The organism is Prochlorococcus sp. MIT2304 (assembly GCF_059772405.1).
In genome coordinates this window covers 253,765-269,791 of the sequence record NZ_CM186286.1, presented here as the reverse complement: position 1 = coordinate 269,791, position 16,027 = coordinate 253,765, and the positions used below count along the sequence as shown (strand labels likewise).

The window sequence follows — 16,027 nt, the reverse complement described above, 5'->3', positions numbered from 1 at the left end:
TTTAAAATATACTTACAAAAAGATCTCCAATCAATATACATTTTCCAAAATGACTTTTAATAGCCATAGCCTTGAACGCTTAAAACAACTAGGACGAAAACTTCCTAAAGAGATATCAAAACCTGAATCAAATGAATTAAAAAGTCAAAAAAAAGCAAAAAACCATAAGTTACACCCAGTTGAAATCGAAACCAACCCTGAACAGCTCTTTCGAGAGTTGATGGAAATAAGTCCAGATGGGAACGTACCGCCTCATTTACTAGAAAGGCTGAAAAAACTTGAATCAAAAAATCTGAATATTTCTGCCTATGCAGATCCAAATATTAATAAAAATTCTAAAGATTTTTCCAGCGTAGATTCACTAAATCTTTATACTCAATTTCAACAATTTCTACTCGAAGATGATATCGATTAGAAATATCTTTTTTATGATTAATATTTCACGCTACAAAATCATTGCCGTTGGGAAAATAAAGAAAAAGTGGATTCAAGAAGGTATAGATATGTACTTAAAAAGATTACCTGGCTTAGAAGTTATAGAAATTAAAGACAACAACCAAACAAAAGAAGAAAATACGATCAGAGAAATCATTAGCAAAAACGAAATTCTCGTAACTCTCAATGAAAATGGTCAATCTTTCACATCAAAGCAACTAGCAACAAAACTTCTAAACTCTCATAATCAAAATATTATTTTTTTTATTGGAGGCGCATTAGGTCTTGCACCTTCCCTCAATAATTTGGCCTCTTGGCAACTAAGCCTTTCACCTTTAACTTTTCCGCATGAAATAGCTCGTCTTTTACTAATAGAACAACTCTACCGCGCAAAAACAATAGTCCAAGGCGGGCCATACCATAAAGGATAGAAGGAGCACGAGCGCAGCCAGAGTAGTTCGCATGTACTATATTGGCTGTATTGGTCTAGGTCTATGTATTCAAAGAGTTCATACTCTCCATCAAAGGAGGACTTATCGACATTATTAATTCCATTAGCAACAGAAACTATTTCTGCAGGTTTCCCTTCTCCTGCGGAAGACCACATAGAACTCGGGATCGATCTAAATAAATACTTAATCAAAAATCCAATAAGTACTTTCTTTCTACGTGTAAGCGGTAGTTCAATGAATAACGCAGGAATTTATAACAATGATTTATTAATAATAGATCGCAGTATAAATCCAAAGCCTGGGCATATTGTAGTTGCTCTCTTGGATGGAGAATTTACTTTGAAAAGACTTATAAAAAAGCAAGATAATTATTATCTAAGAGCAGAGAAAGAAAATTATCCAGCAATAAACTTATATGAATATATAGATATACAAATATGGGGGGTAGCCACTTATTCGATACATGAATTACAAAAAACAAAAGTCTAATTATGTCAAAAGTAATACTTCAGGTTGATGGGAATAATTTCTATGCCTCGTGTGAACAATTAGTCGATCCATCTATAAGAGGAAAAGGCTTAGTTGTACTTTCAAATAATGATGGATGCATAATAGCTCGAAATTCAGAGGCTAGAAAAATGGGAATTCCTATGGGACAACCTTATTTCAAGTTAAAGAATAAGCTAACTCAATTAAATATAAAAGTGAGAAGTTCGAATTACGAGCTTTACGGTGATCTAAGTAATAGATTAATGCAGCTACTAAGAAAAAATTGTGAAGAACTGGAAATCTACTCTATAGATGAAGCCTTTGGAACGATAAAACGTCCTAAAGAAAAGTGCTTATATCAATGGGGAAAAGATTTAAGAGCCTTAGTTTACAAAAACGTCGGAATACCAATAACAATCGGTATTGGTGAGACAAAAGTTTTATCAAAAATTTCTAATCATCTAGCAAAAAAAATACAAAATAATTCAGGCATATTTGACATCGGTATTATTGAAAATAAAGACCCTTATCTTAATCTAATTAAAGTAGATCAAGTTTGGGGGATAGGTAAAAGAATGTCCATATGGCTAAAAGAAAAAGGGATCTCTAATGCCCTAGAACTTAGAGATATGTCAAGTAACCAAATTAAAGAAAAATATGGTGTGGTTGGTCTACGCATTCAAAACGAATTAAAAGGAAACCTCTGTATCCCAATAAAAGAAACATCATCAAATAGAAAACAAATCTGTGTAAGCAGGAGTCTTTCAGATCCAATAGATAGCTTAGAAGAGTTGAGGCAGATAATCATTAAATATGTTTTAATCGCAAGTGCTAAGCTTCGAAAATACAATCAATTATCTTCAGCTATTACAATATTCACGAATACAAATATTCATTCAAAAGACTTTTATAAAAGCGAAGCAACAGGAAAAATAAATGTCCCAACCTCTGATTCAAGAATTATACTTGAAACAAGTTTAGACTTAACACGGAAAATATTTAGACCATATAAAAGGTTAATAAAAGCAGGTGTAATATTACATAAACTACAAAGTAACCAATATGAACAAAAACAATTATTTAACCAACAATCAATTGAAAAAGAGTTATCTCAACAAAAAATAAATTATTTAATAGATGAAATCAACAATAGAAATGGTAGAGATACAATAAATTGGGGATCATCTATCATTGAAAAGGAATGGAGCCCGCGAAGGGAAAAATTATCTCGTATAAAGACAACAAACATAGAAAATATTCCAACAATATATGCTAATTAATATTTAATATTATACTTAAAAAAAGAATGATCATTTTCACAATAAATGAAATAGAAAGTTATGATAGAGTAAACTCAGTAAAAATCATAAGCATTAAAAGAATAATGGAATTCGTAGATTTTCTAGATAAAATAGAACTAGAAATAATAAAGCTAGTTGAACAAGCTGGTTACAAAACAGCCGAGAATACAACACTATGCTTAGCAAGTAATAACTATGTAGGTTTCTTAAATAAGAGGACGAAAGTACTTGTCATTTGCACCAACAATGCCAAGAAGAGAGAAGGCTATATAAATTTACGAAAGAAAGATAAGGATATTCTTGAAAGGACAGCATTACATATAAAAAAAGCTTTAAGACATGAAGCTGTTCATGTTGCACAAGAATGCAATGATGGAAAGTTATTAAACATAGATCAAAAGTTATCAATAAGTCCCTCAAAGATAAAGGCTTTAAAAGAATCTATAAGAATATCCGGCGAGGAAGAGAAAGAAAGACAAGCGTATATATTAGAAAATAAACCAAAATTAGTAGTGAAAGAATTGAAAAAATATTGTTTATAGTAGTTGAATAAAATTAATTTTCTCTAAGTAGTTGAATAGCTTTTGTTTTACCACTAAAAATCAAAACCATTCCTGGATCCAAATAAGAAAAACCAATATAAGTCTTAACAGCATTTGCATCAACCAGAGCCGTTCCACATGTATCAAGAAAAAGGACGGGTATCGTTAAATTAGATCCCTGCATTCTCTGAAGATCGAGAGACTGACGTATAGCTAATTTTGCTTTTATAAAACCAATTTTATTAATAAAGTCTGGCCATAGATCATTAGATAAAGAACATTCATCTAAATTAAAAGAAGAGGAATATATCACTTTTAGATATAACTATAGAAAATTATTTGTAACATCGCTGTTGATCTAAACTTAATATATGCTTCCTTTCGGCGTAATAAAGTTGCTGAAAATTTATAGCATCATTATTTAACTCTTCAAACATGCTAATCACTTTCTTTTCCATATCAGATGAATTACTAGGCTTAGAAGATTCCTGAACAATCAGAGAAGCAATACAGTTCTCAAGAGTTTGTAATCGTTGAGAACTCCATGCCTCAATTAGATGTCTACAACGTTTTAAAGATTTTTGCTTTTCAAGAGCAGCTAGAGATCCACGAATGAGCGCTTCGGGATCAGTTAGTGTTGCTAAACGAAGTTCATCAGCCTCTAGTAAGGGAGTAAGCTTAGGAAGATGTTCATTGTTACTCACGAGAAAGCTATCTAACAAGTTTTTAATTAAATCGACATCGGCTAGAATATTATTTGAATCATTAGAACGATTTATCTTCTCAACAGTTTCAGACCCGAACTTATTCTCCTCAATATTACATATAGTTGACCATATCGCTCGATGATGATTGATTGCAAAATCGTCTAATTCTCTTAATCGCAATTCATAACGAATATAAGATCGATAATTAGGACAGTGAATATAAGTAAAAAGTATATCTGCTTCGCTTCTTTCTCTTAGACTAACTTCTTGGGGTTTTTCATACTTTTTAGAACGTCCGTGCCATCTTTGACCACTAATTTGATTACGTAAATCTTCTTCTAGTTGTAGAGCGAATCTAGCTTGACCTCCACTAAGACGCTGAGCGACCTTCTGTAGATAGTGGGTTCTGATGGCTGTTTGAGGTAGTTTGCCAAGAAGACTTACTAAAGTACTAACAGCTTCCTGAAATTGATCAGATTTATTTAAATCTAAATCCTTCAATGATTGATCTATTTGCCAATCCATCCAAAGAGGTGATTTAGCTGCTAATGCTTCATATTCAGAGGGTGAATTATCCTTAAGAAACTCATCTGGATCTTTACCTAAAGGTAATTGAAGAACTCTTAAATCTAACTGACCTTGAATAGCAAGGTTTTCAACCTCACTAATAGCGCGATTAGCCGCTCGAATTCCAGCATTATCTGAATCAAAATTTAAAAGAATTTTTTTACTATCGGTAGAACGAGATAGCAGCGTTATTTGATTACTACTTAATGCGGTTCCTAAAGAGGCGACAACATTTGTAATACCAGAATCATGAAGTGCCATCACATCAAAATATCCTTCAACTACAACTGCATAATCTTTTTTCCTAATTGAAATAGCTGATTTATCTAAACCAAAAAGATTTTTACCTTTTTCAAAAATTTCAGTCTCAGGTGAATTTAAATACTTAGGCTCTGACCCATCAAGACTTCTTCCTCCAAAACCAATAACTCTTTTTTGCCTATCATGTATGGGAACAATAATACGATTACGAAATCGATCATAAAAACCATTACCACCCTTTCGAGGTACGATTAAACCAGCCGATTCAAGGATCTCAACACTGACTTTTTCTATATCTACAAAATATTGGAGTAATGAATCCCAATTATCTGGGGCAAACCCAAGCTCAAAATTGATTAAAGTGCCATCACTCAAGTGACGTTTATTTTTAAGATAATTAAGGGCATTTTCCCCACATGGAGAGTTTAATTGATTTCTAAACCAACCTGTAGCCAGTTTCAAAACACGATAGAGCGTATCTCTTCGTGAGATCTGTTGCTTTAGTCTTTCTTGTTGCGGTCCTTCAACTGTATCGATTGGTACTTGATATTTTTTAGCCAGCTCAAGAACAACATCACTAAAACTTTGTCTCTGAAACTCCATTAAAAATTTAATGGCATTTCCACCAGCTCCACATGAAAAGCAATAATAAAATTGTTTACCAGGGATTACTGACATTGAAGGCTTACTATCATCATGAAAAGGACATATTCCAACATATTCTTTACCTTTTTTCTTTAAAACAACATGTTCACCAACAACATCAACAATATCTACACGCTCTTTTACAGACTCAATTGTTCTAGGATGTAGTCGAGCAGAAGCCATATGATAATTTTAATTGAAGTTTAAATATTTAGTTAAGAGATTTAGAAATTGAGAGAAAAAAAACTTACAGGTGAATTTAATATTGGAAAAAATCTAGAAGGGATCAAATTTTTAATAGGAAGTGGGTTAGCGTTTAGCCTTATGAGTGTATGCGTTAAAGCCATTGGAGGGAGGATCCCTATTTCAGAACTTGTTTTTGCTAGGGCTAGCATAAGTATAATAATAACAAGATTTTTCTTATATAAAAATAAAATCAATCCCTGGGGATATCAGAAAAGATTATTAATTATAAGAGGTTTGTCAGGAACATTAGCCTTATTTTGTATATTCAAAGCCTTAACAATATTACCAATAGCAACAGCAACAGTAATTCAATACACTTACCCTACATTTACAGTTATATGTGCATACATATTTTTAAAAGAATTTATATTAAAGAGAATAGTTTATTCAATCATTATTGGCTGGATAGGAATTCTTTTAGTTAGTCAACCAGAATTCAACTCCAATAGTAATATTGAAGAAACAATATTAGCACTAATCATTGCAATATTAGGCGCTTTAATGACGTCATTAGCATACATATGTGTAAGAAAACTTTCTTATAAAGAACACCCACTTGTAATTATTTTCTATTTTCCTTTGGTTTCTATACCCTTATCTATTCCTTTTATCATTAATGATTTTGTATTACCAACCGGAGCAGAATGGCTTTGGATAGCAGGCATTGGTATTTTCACACAAATTGGTCAACTCTGTATAACGGAGGGTTTAAGACTACTACCAGCTGGCCAAGCGACCTCATTAAATTATTCACAGGTTATCTTTGCAAGTATATGGGGAATATTAATTTTCAAAGAATCAATAACAAGTTCAATTTACTTGGGTGGTTTTTGTGTACTAATTTCCACTATTATTAGTATAAGTGCATCCAAAACCTCGCAAACAAAAATATGAAATGTAAATCAATGATTTTTGCGATAGTGCTTATTTGCACTGGATCGACATCGATTCTTGCAGATGATTATCAGAGAGGTTACTCCTCAAGTAGAACTTGTACGAGAAACGAATATAGAGAAGAATATGTTCCAGGAACAAGAAAGGATCCTGGATATGTAAAAAAATGGGAGGAAACGGTTGAAGTCCCCTGCCCAGGTATTGGCTTAACAAACAAAAACAGTGATTTTGATAACAATGATTGCTCTGAAGGCAAAGTCGCAGGTGGCATTTTAGGTGCTGGCTTCGCTACAGCAATATCCAGAGGTAAAGATCGTTGGTGGGCAATCCCTGCTGGTTTAGTAGGTGGATCAATGGTCGGATGTCAGATTGATGGTGGTTGAGTTTTAAACTTTTGCAGGAACTTAATCAGAATAAATAATGATTAGTTGGTTGAAAGGTAAAATAGTACATAAGTGGAAGACATCCACCAAAAAAGGAATTGTACTAAATGTTGGTGGCATTGGTTATGAAATACAACTATTACCAAAACACTTAGAAGAGTTTGAAGTCTTTAATGAGATTGAATTATGGATTCACCAAATAGATCGTGAAGATGGTACAAGTTTATATGGTTTTATAGAGGTTAATCAAAGAGATTTATTTAGAGAAATCATCAGTGTTAATGGTATAGGTCCACAAATTGGCATAGCTTTGTTAGAGGACTTTGAAGTTGCTCAATTAATTAATGCTATAGAAAATAAAGAGTCTAATTTATTAACAAAAAGTCAAGGAATAGGTAAACGTATCGCAGAGAGATTAATAGTTGAGCGAAGAAACAAACTTCAAAGATTTATAGTGACTAATGAAACAAATAATAACAATAAAAAAGACAAAGAGTCTAATCAATTTTCAAAATATATTGATGAAATATATCTAATTCTGAATTCACTTGGCTATGTAGATAATGAAATAAAAGATTCAATTAAAATCATAACAACCAACGAAAAAGAAAATTCTTTATTACTGAACTCTCTATCATCAGAAGAAAAAGCAAAGCTAATGGATAAACATCTCAAAGAGATTCTTATGAAATTGAGTGAAAAGAGTACTTGATAGAAGGCTAGGGATTAAATTAGACTTGAAAAGATAGAAAAGCCAAATCAAATGTCACTAGGCACAGAAGAGAAACAAAAGCTAATCAACACACATCAAGTACACCCAACTGATACGGGTTCAGTAGAAGTCCAAGTGGCGATGCTTACTACAAGGATCTCAAAATTAAGCAAACATCTTCAGGGGAACATACATGATTTCTCCTCAAGACAAGGATTGCTTAAAATGATTGGTCAGCGTAAAAGACTTTTAGGTTATGTACGTACTAAAAGTGAAAAAAGATATACAGAGCTTATTGAAAAATTAGCAATTAGAGGATAATGACTTGTATTGAATTGTTAGAAGCTAATGAAAGGTACAAAAAAAAACAAAAAGGAACAACCTAAAGAAGTTAAAATAGGATTTTCCAGTAATAACTCAGCCCCAAAAATAGTTTCAAAGAAATCATCAAAAAGTACTAATAAGAAGTCAGGTATTCCAAGCTATGTCGCAAATAGAATGGCAAGGAGAATAGCTTTTACTACAGGTATTCCAACCCTAAGTGGTATGGGAGTTTTTATTGGAAGTTATTTTTTAATAAGCAAAGGTATTGCTGATATATCTCCAACACTCACTCTAGTCAGTTCAGCAATATGTTTTCTCATTGGCTTATTAGGATTAAGTTATGGAATACTCTCTGCCAGTTGGGATTTTAATCCAGGTAGTTTGCTTGGTTTTGAAAATATAAAGCCAAACATTAATAGGATGAAAGACGCATTCAAAACAAGTCAAAAAGATATTACTAGTTAAATATAAAATTTAAATTACAAGACTTTGACTTGTTCTCGCTATGAAGGAATTCTTAGATAAAGAATCTAAAGCCAAGTCAGCATCTTTTACACAGAATTGATCGCCTAACCTTACATACCTAGTGTTATCATTGTCCTTAAGGCAAGCTACGACAGGGATACGAACGCCTAATTCATTTCTAGCGGGTCTAATATTTGAAAGACATTCTCTTAATTTATGCTGCACATTGATATCAGTAGCTTGTTCAGGGCGTAGATCTATCAGAAGAAATCTTAAATCATCAATTTCACGACAATCATCAATAATCAATTGAACAGTCTCATCTCTCCTATCGACGCTGCCCCAAATCAATAATCTAGTTTCAACCATCAAATGATCAGACAATCTTTCATAACTTTTGGGGAAGACAACCGCTTCACAAGAACCAGTTAAATCCTCTAGTTGAATAATCGCCATTCTGTCACCTTTTCTTGTTGTGACTTGTCTCATTTCCGGAATCATTGCTATTACACTAACCTTTGACTTATCCTTCTGATCTTCTAAAGAGCAAAGGCTGATAGGAGCAATCAATTTTGCAGGTTCTGAAAGTTGTTTCAAAGGATGATCCGATAGATAGAAGCCAACATGCTCTTTTTCTAATTTGAGCTTCTCTGAGGGAGGGTACTCTTTAACTGGTTTTGCCTTTGGAGCAGATGAATAATCATCAGTCGAGGATGAAAGATCAAAAAGGTTTCCTTGGCCACTAATTCTATCTTTTGCCCTTGAAGAAGCCCATTCAATAGTTAAATCCAAATCAGCAATAAGCTGACCGCGATTTGCATTTTCCTCAAGACAATCAAGAGCTCCTGAATGTATCAAAGCCTCAAGACCTCTTCGGTTAATAGAACTAAGTGAAATTCGGTCACAGAATTCTGCTAATGAACTAAATTCGCCATCTTTATCTCTAGAGGTAATAATTTTTCTAATTGCACCATCACCCAAATTTTTTACCGCTGAAAAACCAAAAAGAATTGAATTATCATTTGGAGTGAAATCAACCCCAGAAGTATTTATATTGGGTGGCATTACGTTTATGCCCATTGAATTACAGTTAGAAATGTATCTTTGAACCTTGTCAGCCGAGCCAGCATTAACAGTAAGCAATGCCGCCATATAGGCTATGGGATAATGTGCTTTCAAATAAGCAGTTTGATAAGTAACCGCGCCATAAGCAGTTGAATGACTTTTGTTAAAGCAATATTCAGCAAATAAAACCATTTGATCAAATAACTGTTCAGCAACAATGGCAGAAACGCCATTCTTAACTGCCCCCTCAACAAAGAGATTTCTATGACGCTGCATTTCGGATACTTTTTTCTTACCCATTGCCCTTCTTAATAAATCTGCTTGACCAAGCGAATATCCTGCTAAATCCTGTGCGATTTTCATGATCTGCTCTTGATATACCATGATTCCATAAGTTTCACTTAAAATAGGTTCAAGTGATTGATGTTGAAAATCAATACTTTCCTTACCATGTTTTCTATTTATAAATTTAGGGATTAATCCCGCATCAAGAGGACCAGGACGGTAAAGAGCAAGAATTGAAGAAATATCCTCCAGAGATGAGGGCTTTAAATCTTTTACTATTTGTCTCATTCCACTAGATTCAAGTTGAAAGATTCCTTCTAAATCACCCCTAGAAAGTAATTCAAATGTTTTTTCATCTGTAAAAGGAAATGAATCAGGATCTAATCTCTCACCAATAGATTTCTCAACTAAATTAATTGTCTTTTCTATCATTGTAAGATTTCTAAGTCCTAAAAAGTCCATCTTCAAAAGGCCAAGTGATTCAATATCTTCCATAAAATATTGAGTGATTATTTGTCCGTCATTATTTCGTTGAAGAGGAACTAAATTATCAAGTGAATTAGCAGCTATAACTACACCTGCTGCATGCACACCAAAAGTCTTATTTGTTCCTTCTATCCTCATTGCCATATCAACCCATTTCTTTACTTTTGAATCATTGTTGTATTTTTCATAGAATTCCTTATTTGGCGATTCCTTTGAAATCATAGATGACAATTTTGCAGGTTTACCCCTTACAACTGGAATTAATTTCGCCAAACGATCTGCATCTCCATAGGGAATATCAAGTACACGAGCTACATCTTTCAAAACAGCCTTAGATGTCATTCTGTTAAATGTAATTATCTGTGCGACCTTGTCTTCACCATACTTATTGGTAACATAATCGATAACTTCTCCACGTCTTTCAATACAAAAGTCGGTATCAATATCAGGCATAGACTTCCTCTCAGGATTGAGAAATCTTTCAAATAATAATCCATTTTCAACTGGATCAATATTAGTTATGTGAAGAGAAAAAGCTACTAGAGAACCTGCTGCAGAACCTCTACCAGGACCTACAGGAATATTTTGTTCTCTTGCAAATCTTATATAATCCCACACAACAAGAAAATATGTGGGAAAACCCATTTGTTCAATCACGTTTAACTCATACTCAAGTCTTTCCTTATAAACATTTGGGAAATTATCAAATTCTGAAATATCTAGGATTTCTTTCAAACCATTGATAGTTATTTCCTTAAGATATTCGATTGGTTTGTATCCATTAGGTATAGGAAAATTTGGCATCTTATAAGTGCCTAATATCTTATATTCTTCAATCTTATTTGATAGTTTAACTGTATTTTCTATTGCACTATTTATTACTTTACTGTCTAAATGATCAGTAAACAAACATCTCATTTCATCCTCAGATTTAATATATTCTGTGCCTGTATATCTTAATCTTTTATGATCACTAATTAATTTTCCAGTCAAAACACAAATCAGTGCGTCATGTGCTTCTATATCATTCTTTGATACATAATGTGCATCATTGGTAGCAATAATTTGGATATCAAGTTCCTTAGATATTTTGACTATTTCACTATTAACAATTCTATCCTCAATAGATCCATGGTCTTGAATTTCAAGGTAAAAATCATTACCCAAAATTTCTTTATACCAAGCAGCTACCTCCCTAGCTATATCATTTCTACCTTTTAATATCGCTTGTGGAATTTCACCGCCTAGACAAGCTGTTGAACAAATCAAACCCTCACTATATTTTTTAAATAAATCCTTGTCTATGCATGGTCTTGAAAATATACCTCTCCCCCTTACTCCATTCAAATGACTAAGGGTTGTTAATTTTACTAGGTTTTCATAACCTATTTGGTTTTTCGCAACAACCACAAGATGATATCTTTTCTCTTTTTTGGGTTGAGGGTCATCAATTGAACCGTTAATGACGTACATCTCATTGCCAATAATTGGCTTTATATTTGCTGCCTTACATAACTTCAATAATTCAATGGCTCCATACATAACCCCATGATCGGTAAGGGCTAAAGCTGGCATACCCAAATCCTTTGCCCTTTGTACCATCAAAGGGAGTTGACTAGCTCCATCAAGAAGGCTGTAATCACTATGATTGTGGATTGGCACAAAAGCCATTTATACCCTATAGAGCTACACTGCATATAGTGTAGCGACAATCATACACTCCACATAAAGTGGTTTAATCTTTATAACGTGAATTCTGTCTTAGGTCTATTTTTATAAACCGCAGCAGCGTCTTCAAATTGACTGGCTACTTGAAGTAGCTTCGCTTCTTCAAAAACATTACCTATTAGCTGTAAGCCTATTGGAAGACCTGATTTATCAAACCCGCATGGCAAGCTGATAGCTGGTAACCCAGCCAGATTTGCTGGAATAGTTAATAAATCTGATAAATACATTGCCATAGGGTTGTCAATATTTTCTCTAGAGCCAAAAGCAGTAGTAGGGGCCGTAGGAGCTAACAAAATATCAACTTTTTTGAAAGCATCGTCAAAGTCTTTACGTATCAACGTTCGAACCTGCTGGGCTTTCTTGTAGTAAGCATCAACATAACCTGCAGAAAGAGCATATGTTCCTATAAGAATTCTTCGTTTAACTTCGCTTCCAAAACCAAGCGCTCGACTTTTAGAGGTCATTTCCATGAGAGATTGTTCATCCTCAGAGCGGAATCCATATTTGACACCGTCATATCTAGCTAAATTCGCTGAAGCTTCAGATGGGGCAATAACGTAATAAGTGGCAATTCCATCATTAAAGCGAGGGCAAGAAACACTAGTAATCTCGGCACCTAAGTTTTCGAGAAGTGAGGCAGATGCAAGAACAGAATCCTTAACATCAGTCGCCAAACCTTCATGTTCAAAGCAGTTGTCAATCAAACCTATTTTCAGGCCCTTAATTGACTTAGAAAGGGTTTCTAAATAATTGGGAACAGGAACATCAACAGTAGTTGAATCAAACTCATCTTTACCTGAAATTACTTGCAAAATTTCAGCTGCGTCTACAACGTTATTTGCAAATGGACCAACCTGATCTAAAGAGCTGGCAAAAGCTATTAACCCCCATCTACTCACGCGCCCATAAGTAGGTTTCATTCCAACCACTCCGCAAAATGCTGCTGGTTGTCGAATTGAACCACCAGTATCAGAACCAAGTGAGCCATAACACAATCCAGCAGCAACTGAAGCCGCGCTACCACCAGAGCTACCTCCAGGAACTTTTGTTATGTCCCATGGATTTAAAGTAGGACCAAATGCAGAGGTTTCTGTAGAACTCCCCATTGCAAATTCGTCCATATTTGTTTTGCCAATCATTATTGCTCCAGCTTTCAAAAGCCTTTTTGTGACAGTTGACTCATATGGGGGAACAAAATTGCCGAGAATCTTGCTTGCACAAGTTGTTTTAATTCCTTTAGTACAAAGGTTATCTTTAATGGCCAATGGTATGCCCGATAAAGTCGGGAGAGAATCGCCAGAGGCAATTTGTTTATCTATATGGTCAGCATTATTTAATGCCTGATCGGCATTAACAGTTAGGAAGGAATTCAGAGTTGTATCTAATTTCTTTATTCGATTTAGTTTTTCTTGAACAAGCTCCTTGCAAGATACTTCACCACTTTTCAATTTCTGGCGTAAGTCTGCAAAAGTCATTATTAAATTATGAAAAAAATATTTTTAAGCTTATGACGTTAGAGGCTCATTACGGCGACACCTAATTAAACTATGGCTTATTTTCTGAGGTGATTCTGCAGAAAGATCTTCTACAAAACCATTTAATCTGACTTTCAAGCTTCGACGAGTAAGAAATGGACCAAACCAATAGGTTACCTCAGGTTGAATTGTCTCAACCTTGGCCCACCAGGCCAAGCCAAAACTATTACCTAAGCTTCGAAGAGCCCTAATGGGACCCATAAGTAGACTGCGTTTGCTTTATTATAGTTTCTTAACGTGATTTTTATCAAAGGAAAAAGGAATATTATGTTCACTTGATGATGAAACATATATTTGAAGCAAAAAAATATTGAATATAAAAAGCTGTGCGTTAAAAACTTTTATATCTAATTTGATAATGAAGTATTAAAAATTATAGTAAAATTATAAAAAATATTTTCTCCTTTTCAAGATTAAAAAAAAACTATTAGTTATTAGTTTCAATAGAAATCTGAGGTTTTTGTAATCTAGGTGATGGGTCTTGTCCTGATAGAGATCGCATCCATCTAGATCTAGCTACTTCATATAAGAAAATAGAAGTAGCAACTGATGCATTGAGGCTTGTAGTTACTCCTTTAAGAGGAATCCTTACCAACTGATCACACAACCTTCTCGTTATGAGGGAAATTCCTTTATCTTCTGACCCAATTACTACTACTAGTGGCCCTTGGTATTTAATTTCAGACAAAGTTGAAGGTCCTTCCTCTGCAAGGCCCACTACGGTATAACCTGCATCTTTCAATTTCTCCAAAGCCCTATTTAAATTTACAACTCTTGCCACAGGAAGATGTTCCAAAGCTCCGGCAGCAACTTTTGCTACTGATCCAGTTAAACCAGCACTTCGTCTTTGTGGAAGTATTAAACCTTGAGCACCTAAGGCCTCTGCAGATCGAATTATTGCCCCAAGATTCTGAGGATCAGTTAAACCATCTAAAGCTAGAAGCAATGATGAATCTCCAAAAGCTTTGCATGCATCAATTAAATTCTTCAAATCATGTGTCTTTGATGCAGCAATTTGTAAAACTATCCCTTGATGAACTGCTCCATTGGTGAGTTGCCCAAGTCTGGACCAAGAAACTTCTTCAACTAAGACCCCAGAAGCTTTTGAATCTTTGAGAAGCTGAAAAAACTTTGGAGCACTGCGTAATTCTGAGGTACACCAAATTCTGTGAATTGCCCTGCCAGCCAAAAGAGCTGCCTCGGTTGAATGACGACCCCAAATCAAATCATCACTTAAAGTTTTGGTAAAACTTTCCGAATATGAAAGCAGGTCTTTATTTTCAACTCTTCTGGAATTATAAGTTCCACGAGTATTTTGATTTTTATATGACGGGTCAGCGGATTTTCTCTCGAATCGGTTAGACCCTCTGTAAATGTTATTGTCTTGAGTGTTTTGATTTCTGTATGAAGAGTTGGTCGATTTTCTCTCAAATCGATTAGATCCTTTGAATGTGTAGTTTGATTGATGACTACTTTTTGATCGTTCAGAAGATTCTTTATCTGATGAATATTGATTTACTTGATCAGAGGAAAGACGATTAATTTTATTATTTGTTCTTCTGCGATCTTTAAAGTTTGATTTATTAGCATCATTATCCTGACGATAATAATTACGATTTCGTTTATCAAATGAAGAATTTTTGGAATTCCTTGTGTCTTTATTGAAACGATAACTCATTTTTATAAGAACTATTTTCTAGTTAATAGGTCGATCAAGAAGATCAAATAAATCTGCAAGGCGGTTTGGATTTTTTAAAAACAACCATCCAACAATAGTCTCAAATCCGGTAGCAATTGCATATGTGGCTGCATCTACATTTTTAGGACCTCTTCCAGCTTTGTTTCTGCCTTTTCTAAGAAAATCCTTTTCAATATCAGTAAGGTATGGCTCTATTTTTCTAATTACCCTGGCTTGACTGGATGCATTTACCTCTTTAACTACAGCATTATGTAGATCCTTTGATCGCATTGGACTACTGCAATATCGCAACCTTTGATGCATTTCCCATACTGCATCGCCTAGCCAGGCCAGTTGCAAAGGACCTAATCCATCAGGAGAAATGGATGATTTGCAAGAGCGAATCCAATCAGTCAAGCTGATAACTTACTAATTGCTGTATTCAAATCTGGTACTAAATGAAGGTATTCCTCAAGGCGGACAAGTTTAATCGTTTGAATAACTCGCGGGTTCCCAACAACATTAAAGGCTCTTTTCGACTTTGAACATTTTTTAGCAGCTTGAACCATTGCCCCTAGTCCACAAGAATCAATGAAATCAATATTGGTTAAATCAATAACTACTGATAGTTGATTTGAACCTAAAACTTCATTGATATACGTAGTGAATTGCTTCTCTGAATAGGCATCCAGTTGACCAGTGAAATTTAAAACCAAACAACCATTTTGCTGGTTGTGACCACCTCTAAGAGAAACAGTAAGTCGTTGTAATTCAGCTATGGGATTAGTCCCCTAAGACTTCTTGATGGAAGTGTAGTGATAGAAACC

At 34.3% G+C, this 16,027-nt stretch carries 18 protein-coding genes; 10 read left to right on the top strand and 8 right to left on the bottom strand.

Features of this window, described 5'->3' with window-relative positions; genetic code table 11:
- The first annotated feature begins 49 nt into the window (after positions 1-49).
- The 5 genes from AC6EIY_RS01430 (at position 50) to AC6EIY_RS01410 (ending at position 3,219) form a co-directional block, all read left to right on the top strand.
- Positions 50-415 carry a hypothetical protein gene (locus AC6EIY_RS01430; protein WP_498507189.1) on the top strand — a complete coding sequence of 122 codons (366 nt, stop codon included), beginning with the start codon at positions 50-52 and terminating at the stop codon, positions 413-415.
- Between the two features lie 13 nt (positions 416-428).
- Entirely contained in the window at positions 429-866 is a 438-nt protein-coding gene (locus tag AC6EIY_RS01425; RefSeq protein WP_498507188.1) for a 23S rRNA (pseudouridine(1915)-N(3))-methyltransferase RlmH, read from the top strand.
- Between the two features lie 63 nt (positions 867-929).
- Entirely contained in the window at positions 930-1,376 is a 447-nt protein-coding gene (locus AC6EIY_RS01420) for a LexA family protein (protein WP_498507187.1), read from the top strand.
- Between the two features lie 2 nt (positions 1,377-1,378).
- Positions 1,379-2,656 carry a Y-family DNA polymerase gene (locus tag AC6EIY_RS01415; protein WP_498507186.1) on the top strand — a complete coding sequence of 426 codons (1,278 nt, stop codon included), beginning with the start codon at positions 1,379-1,381 and terminating at the stop codon, positions 2,654-2,656.
- Positions 2,657-2,682: 26 nt separating this feature from the next.
- Positions 2,683-3,219, top strand: coding sequence for a DUF8637 domain-containing protein (locus AC6EIY_RS01410; protein WP_498507185.1), 537 nt, complete (start codon positions 2,683-2,685; stop codon positions 3,217-3,219).
- Between the two features lie 13 nt (positions 3,220-3,232).
- Here the strand turns inward: AC6EIY_RS01410 and AC6EIY_RS01405 are convergent, their stop codons facing one another.
- Together AC6EIY_RS01405 and dnaG are read right to left on the bottom strand one after the other, a co-directional pair.
- The gene (locus AC6EIY_RS01405) at positions 3,233-3,532 is read right to left on the bottom strand and encodes a hypothetical protein (protein WP_498507184.1); all 300 of its coding nucleotides are present in this window, start codon (positions 3,530-3,532) and stop codon (positions 3,233-3,235) included.
- A gap of 22 nt (positions 3,533-3,554) precedes the next feature.
- A complete protein-coding gene (gene dnaG, locus AC6EIY_RS01400) occupies positions 3,555-5,582 on the bottom strand; it encodes a DNA primase (protein WP_498507183.1) in 2,028 nt (675 codons plus the stop codon).
- Positions 5,583-5,630: 48 nt separating this feature from the next.
- Between dnaG and AC6EIY_RS01395 the strand changes: the two genes are divergently transcribed.
- Genes AC6EIY_RS01395 through AC6EIY_RS01375 form a run of 5 tightly spaced genes read left to right on the top strand, consistent with a single transcriptional unit; the run spans position 5,631 to position 8,423 of the window.
- Positions 5,631-6,539, top strand: coding sequence for a DMT family transporter (locus AC6EIY_RS01395; protein ID WP_498507182.1), 909 nt, complete (start codon positions 5,631-5,633; stop codon positions 6,537-6,539).
- The gene (locus AC6EIY_RS01390) at positions 6,536-6,922 is read left to right on the top strand and encodes a cAMP phosphodiesterase (RefSeq protein WP_498507181.1); all 387 of its coding nucleotides are present in this window, start codon (positions 6,536-6,538) and stop codon (positions 6,920-6,922) included. Before AC6EIY_RS01395 ends, AC6EIY_RS01390 begins: the two co-directional genes overlap by 4 nt.
- 37 nt (positions 6,923-6,959) lie before the next feature.
- A complete protein-coding gene (gene ruvA / locus AC6EIY_RS01385) occupies positions 6,960-7,634 on the top strand; it encodes a Holliday junction branch migration protein RuvA (protein WP_498507180.1) in 675 nt (224 codons plus the stop codon).
- Between the two features lie 51 nt (positions 7,635-7,685).
- On the top strand, positions 7,686-7,955 hold the full coding sequence (gene rpsO, locus AC6EIY_RS01380) for a 30S ribosomal protein S15 (protein WP_269610248.1): 270 nt from the start codon (positions 7,686-7,688) through the stop codon (positions 7,953-7,955).
- 27 nt (positions 7,956-7,982) lie between these two features.
- On the top strand, positions 7,983-8,423 hold the full coding sequence (locus AC6EIY_RS01375; protein ID WP_498507178.1) for a photosystem II biosynthesis protein: 441 nt from the start codon (positions 7,983-7,985) through the stop codon (positions 8,421-8,423).
- Positions 8,424-8,432: 9 nt separating this feature from the next.
- On the opposite strand, the gene AC6EIY_RS01370 is transcribed toward AC6EIY_RS01375, so the two are convergent.
- From AC6EIY_RS01370 to AC6EIY_RS01345, 6 genes are all read right to left on the bottom strand, one after another.
- Complete coding sequence (locus AC6EIY_RS01370) at positions 8,433-11,930, bottom strand: DNA polymerase III subunit alpha (RefSeq protein ID WP_498507177.1); 3,498 nt, start codon at positions 11,928-11,930, stop codon at positions 8,433-8,435.
- A gap of 71 nt (positions 11,931-12,001) precedes the next feature.
- Positions 12,002-13,462 carry an Asp-tRNA(Asn)/Glu-tRNA(Gln) amidotransferase subunit GatA gene (gene gatA, locus AC6EIY_RS01365; protein WP_498507175.1) on the bottom strand — a complete coding sequence of 487 codons (1,461 nt, stop codon included), beginning with the start codon at positions 13,460-13,462 and terminating at the stop codon, positions 12,002-12,004.
- Positions 13,463-13,492: 30 nt separating this feature from the next.
- Positions 13,493-13,723, bottom strand: coding sequence for a DUF1816 domain-containing protein (locus AC6EIY_RS01360; protein WP_498462645.1), 231 nt, complete (start codon positions 13,721-13,723; stop codon positions 13,493-13,495).
- 226 nt (positions 13,724-13,949) lie between these two features.
- Positions 13,950-15,200: a 23S rRNA (guanosine(2251)-2'-O)-methyltransferase RlmB gene (rlmB, locus tag AC6EIY_RS01355; protein WP_498507174.1), complete on the bottom strand. Its 1,251-nt coding sequence runs from the start codon at positions 15,198-15,200 to the stop codon at positions 13,950-13,952.
- Positions 15,201-15,218: 18 nt separating this feature from the next.
- Complete coding sequence (locus AC6EIY_RS01350; RefSeq protein ID WP_498507173.1) at positions 15,219-15,617, bottom strand: Mini-ribonuclease 3; 399 nt, start codon at positions 15,615-15,617, stop codon at positions 15,219-15,221.
- Positions 15,614-15,916 carry an STAS domain-containing protein gene (locus AC6EIY_RS01345; protein WP_498507171.1) on the bottom strand — a complete coding sequence of 101 codons (303 nt, stop codon included), beginning with the start codon at positions 15,914-15,916 and terminating at the stop codon, positions 15,614-15,616. Before AC6EIY_RS01345 ends, AC6EIY_RS01350 begins: the two co-directional genes overlap by 4 nt.
- Between the last annotated feature and the right edge of the window lie 111 nt (positions 15,917-16,027).

Excerpts from the sequence above, each read along its gene's own strand:
- rpsO (WP_269610248.1), top strand. The coding sequence starts at position 7,686 with ATGTCACTAGGCACAGAAGAGAAACAAAAGCTAATCAACACACATCAA.
- gatA (WP_498507175.1), bottom strand. The coding sequence starts at position 13,462 with ATGACTTTTGCAGACTTACGCCAGAAATTGAAAAGTGGTGAAGTATCT.
- AC6EIY_RS01390 (WP_498507181.1), top strand. The coding sequence starts at position 6,536 with ATGAAATGTAAATCAATGATTTTTGCGATAGTGCTTATTTGCACTGGA.
- AC6EIY_RS01415 (WP_498507186.1), top strand. The coding sequence starts at position 1,379 with ATGTCAAAAGTAATACTTCAGGTTGATGGGAATAATTTCTATGCCTCG.
- dnaG (WP_498507183.1), bottom strand. The coding sequence starts at position 5,582 with ATGGCTTCTGCTCGACTACATCCTAGAACAATTGAGTCTGTAAAAGAG.
- AC6EIY_RS01410 (WP_498507185.1), top strand. The coding sequence starts at position 2,683 with ATGATCATTTTCACAATAAATGAAATAGAAAGTTATGATAGAGTAAAC.
- AC6EIY_RS01420 (WP_498507187.1), top strand. The coding sequence starts at position 930 with ATGTATTCAAAGAGTTCATACTCTCCATCAAAGGAGGACTTATCGACA.
- AC6EIY_RS01370 (WP_498507177.1), bottom strand. The coding sequence starts at position 11,930 with ATGGCTTTTGTGCCAATCCACAATCATAGTGATTACAGCCTTCTTGAT.
- AC6EIY_RS01425 (WP_498507188.1), top strand. The coding sequence starts at position 429 with ATGATTAATATTTCACGCTACAAAATCATTGCCGTTGGGAAAATAAAG.
- AC6EIY_RS01430 (WP_498507189.1), top strand. The coding sequence starts at position 50 with ATGACTTTTAATAGCCATAGCCTTGAACGCTTAAAACAACTAGGACGA.
- ruvA (WP_498507180.1), top strand. The coding sequence starts at position 6,960 with ATGATTAGTTGGTTGAAAGGTAAAATAGTACATAAGTGGAAGACATCC.
- rlmB (WP_498507174.1), bottom strand. The coding sequence starts at position 15,200 with ATGAGTTATCGTTTCAATAAAGACACAAGGAATTCCAAAAATTCTTCA.
- AC6EIY_RS01360 (WP_498462645.1), bottom strand. The coding sequence starts at position 13,723 with ATGGGTCCCATTAGGGCTCTTCGAAGCTTAGGTAATAGTTTTGGCTTG.
- AC6EIY_RS01375 (WP_498507178.1), top strand. The coding sequence starts at position 7,983 with ATGAAAGGTACAAAAAAAAACAAAAAGGAACAACCTAAAGAAGTTAAA.